General features: G+C 72.6%; 1 protein-coding gene. It reads right to left on the bottom strand.

The annotated features are described in order from the left end of the window. Nucleotides 1-271: 271 nt before the first annotated feature. Nucleotides 272-3,129, bottom strand: a 2,858-nt coding sequence (locus ACFW2E_RS44235; protein ID WP_384477060.1) for a molybdopterin dinucleotide binding domain-containing protein, incomplete at its 5' end; no start/stop codon positions are given.

Genomic DNA, 3,129 nt, shown 5'->3' with positions numbered 1-3,129 from the left:
GTTTGTTCCAGGTTTGGTGCGATCGTTTTTGTTTATAAGACAGAGGCGGGGCGGACACCGGGGCGGGCTGGGCGCCGCGGGGGGTGGGGTCGGCGGCGAGCCCGCGCGCGGCAGACGCCGGGGCCGGGGCCGCGGTGCACCATTCCACGCTCCGGGAGCGGCCGGCCCACGCCGAACGCCTTCCCGGCCGAACGGTACGCACTCCGCAGGGCCGGGTTCAGGGGTCCAACCCACCTAGGTGATAAGCCGTTTGGGGCGAGGCCGGGGACGGTCAGTAGACGTCGCGCACATAGCGCCGGTCGGCGGCGAGCTGTTTGACGTAGGCGGCCGCGTCCTCCTCCGTCAGCCCGCCGTGCACCATGGCGACCTCCCTGAGCGCCCTGTCGACGTCCTTCGCCATGCGGGAGGCGTCACCGCAGACATAGAAGCGGGCGCCGTCCTGGAGCCAGGACCAGAGCAAGGGACCGTGTTCGCGCATCCGGTCCTGTACGTACACCTTGGCGCGCTGGTCGCGGGAGAAGGCGGTGTCGAGGCGGTCCAGGGTGCCGTCGGCGAGAAAGGCGGCCAGTTCCTCCTCGTAGTAGAAGTCGGTGGCCCGGTGCTGCTCGCCGAAGAACAGCCAGTTGGGAGCCCGGTGGCCGCGCGCCCGGCGCTCCTCCAGGAAGCCGAGGAAGGGCGCGACGCCGGTGCCGGGACCGACCATCACCATCGGTGTCGCCGGGTCGGCGGGCGGCCGGAAGTGCGGTGAACGCTGGACGTGCACGGGTACGGGCGTGCCGGTCGCGGCGTCGGCGAGGTACGGGGAGCAGACGCCCTGCCGGAGCCGGCCGTGCAGGTTCTCGTAGCGCACGACGGAGACCGTCAGGGAGACCAGGTGCGGTTCGGTCAGGGGGCTGGAGGAGATGGAGTAGAGGCGGGGCTGCAGGCGCCCCAGGGCCCCGACCCACTCACGGGCCTCCGCCCGGACGCCGAACTCGGCGACGACGTCCACCGCCTGCCGGCCCCAGGACCAGCGGGCCAGTTCGCCCTTGTTGTCCGGGCGCAGGAGCTTCTTCAACTCTCGCGGGTCGCGGGCCCGTTCGGCGACGAAGCGCAGCAGGTCCGGGGTGATCCGGGTGATGTCCAGATGGCGCAGCAGCGCCTCCCCGAAGGCGGCCTCTCCGGCGCCGCCGACCTCCACGTCCGTCTTCGCGTCGAGACCGGTCACGGTCAGCCATTCCGCCACCAGGTCCGGGGAGTTGAGCGGCCGCACGCCGAGTGCGTCGCCCGCCTCGTAGACGAGCGGCATCTCGCTGTCACCGGCGTCGAAGGTGAACCGGCGGACCTCCTTGCCGGCGCCCGGCAGGCTCAGCAGCCGGTTGCCGGTGAGGCGCGCGGTGACCGGGGCGGGGCGCCTGGCTCGGGGAACCGCCGGGGCGGGCACGGGGGCCGGGGCCGGGGTGCCCTTGAGGGCGGTGACCACCTGGTCGAGCCAGGCGTGTGCCGCGCCCTCGTAGTCCGGTTCGCAGTCCGTGCGCGGGGCCAGCCGTACCGCGCCGAGCTCGTCCATGCGGTGGTCCAGGCGACGGCCGTGGCCGCAGAAGTCGTCGTACGAGGAGTCGCCGAAGGCGAGCACCGCGTAGCGCCGTCCCTCCAGACGGCCGACGTCCGGCGCTGCGAGGGTGTCCCAGAAGCCCGTGCCGTTGTCGGGAGCGTCACCGTCGCCGAACGTGCTGGTGATGAGCAGCAGGTCGGCATCGCAGGGCAGGGCGGCGGGGTCGGTCTCGTCCATCGCGACGAGGGACGGGACATGGCCGTCGGCGGTGAGCCGCTCGGCGGTGGCGGCGGCGAACTCCTCGGCGTTGCCCGTCTGAGAGGCCCAGAGGACCACCACGCGCCGTCCGGCAACGGGCTCCGCCGGCGGGGCCGGGGCCGCGGAGCTGCGGGAATACATGCCGGCGAGCGTGCCGTTCACCCACAGGGCGTGCTCGGGGCTGAACGGCGCGTCCGATGGCAGCACGGGCACGCCCGGGGCGCCCACCGGGATGCCGGCGAGGAAACCGACCAGGTACTGGCGTTCACGCGCGGTCAGGACGGGCGGGGGCGCGGGGTCGAGGCCGAAGACGGCGGCGGCCGAAGGGTGTATCGCGGTCGGTTCGAGGGCGGCGGCAACCGTACTGACAGGCGTGGCGACCGGGATCTGCCGGGGGGCCTGCACGGTCACCGGCGAGGACACCTTGGTCAGCGACACCGCGCACACCTTCAGCTCCGGCTGGAAGGACAGCGGGTCGACGGCGTCGCTGGTCACCGCGTTGACGCTCAGGTACTCTCCGAACAGGTCGTTCCAGTGGAAGGGCGCGAAGCAGGAGCCCGGCAGCACCCGGTCGGTGACGACGGCGGGCAGTACGGCCCGGCCCCGCCGGGAGGCGACCTCCACCGAGTCCCCGTCGGTGACGCCGAGCCCGGCCGCGTCCCGCGGGTGCAGTTCGACGAAGGGGCCGGGGTCGAGCTTGTTCAGCTTGGGCACCTTCGCGGTCTTGGTGAGGGTGTGCCACTGGTGCTGGAGGCGGCCCGTGTTGAGGAGGTACGGGTAGTCGTCGTCCGGCATCTCGGCCGGCGGGATGTGCGGGCGGGCGTGGAAGACGGCGCGGCCGGTGGCGGTGGGGAAGGTGAGGGTGCCGTCCGGGCCGATGTACCGGACGGGGTTGCGGTCGGGGCCGTCGGCGGTCGGCGCGGGCCACTGGACGGGGGTGGAACGCAGCCGCTCGTAGGTGACACCCCGCAGGTCGTAGCCGGTCTTCGGGTTCCGGGCGCGCTTGATCTCCTCGAAGACCTGCTCGGCGCTGTCGTACGAGAACCCCTTCTCGTAGCCCATCGCGCGGGCGACGGCGGCGATGATCCGCCAGTCCGCCATGGCCTCGCCCGGAGGGTCGGCGGCGGGCGGGGCGAGGGTGAGGTTGCGCTCGCTGTTCACGAAGACGCCCTCGGTCTCGGTCCACATCGCGCCGGGCAGGACGACATCGGCGTACGCGTTGGTCTCGGTGTCGGGGAAGACGTCCTGGGTGACGACGAACTCGGCGGCTTCCAGGCCCTCGATGACCGTCCTGCGGTTGGCGACGGAGGCGACCGGGTTGGTACAGATGATCCAGC

Origin of the sequence: Streptomyces sp. NPDC058964 (assembly GCF_042741275.1) — a bacterium.
In the GTDB taxonomy this organism is placed as follows: Bacteria; Actinomycetota; Actinomycetes; order Streptomycetales; family Streptomycetaceae; genus Streptomyces.
Note: the sequence above shows the minus strand (reverse complement) of the source record. Positions and strands in the feature narration are given on the sequence as shown.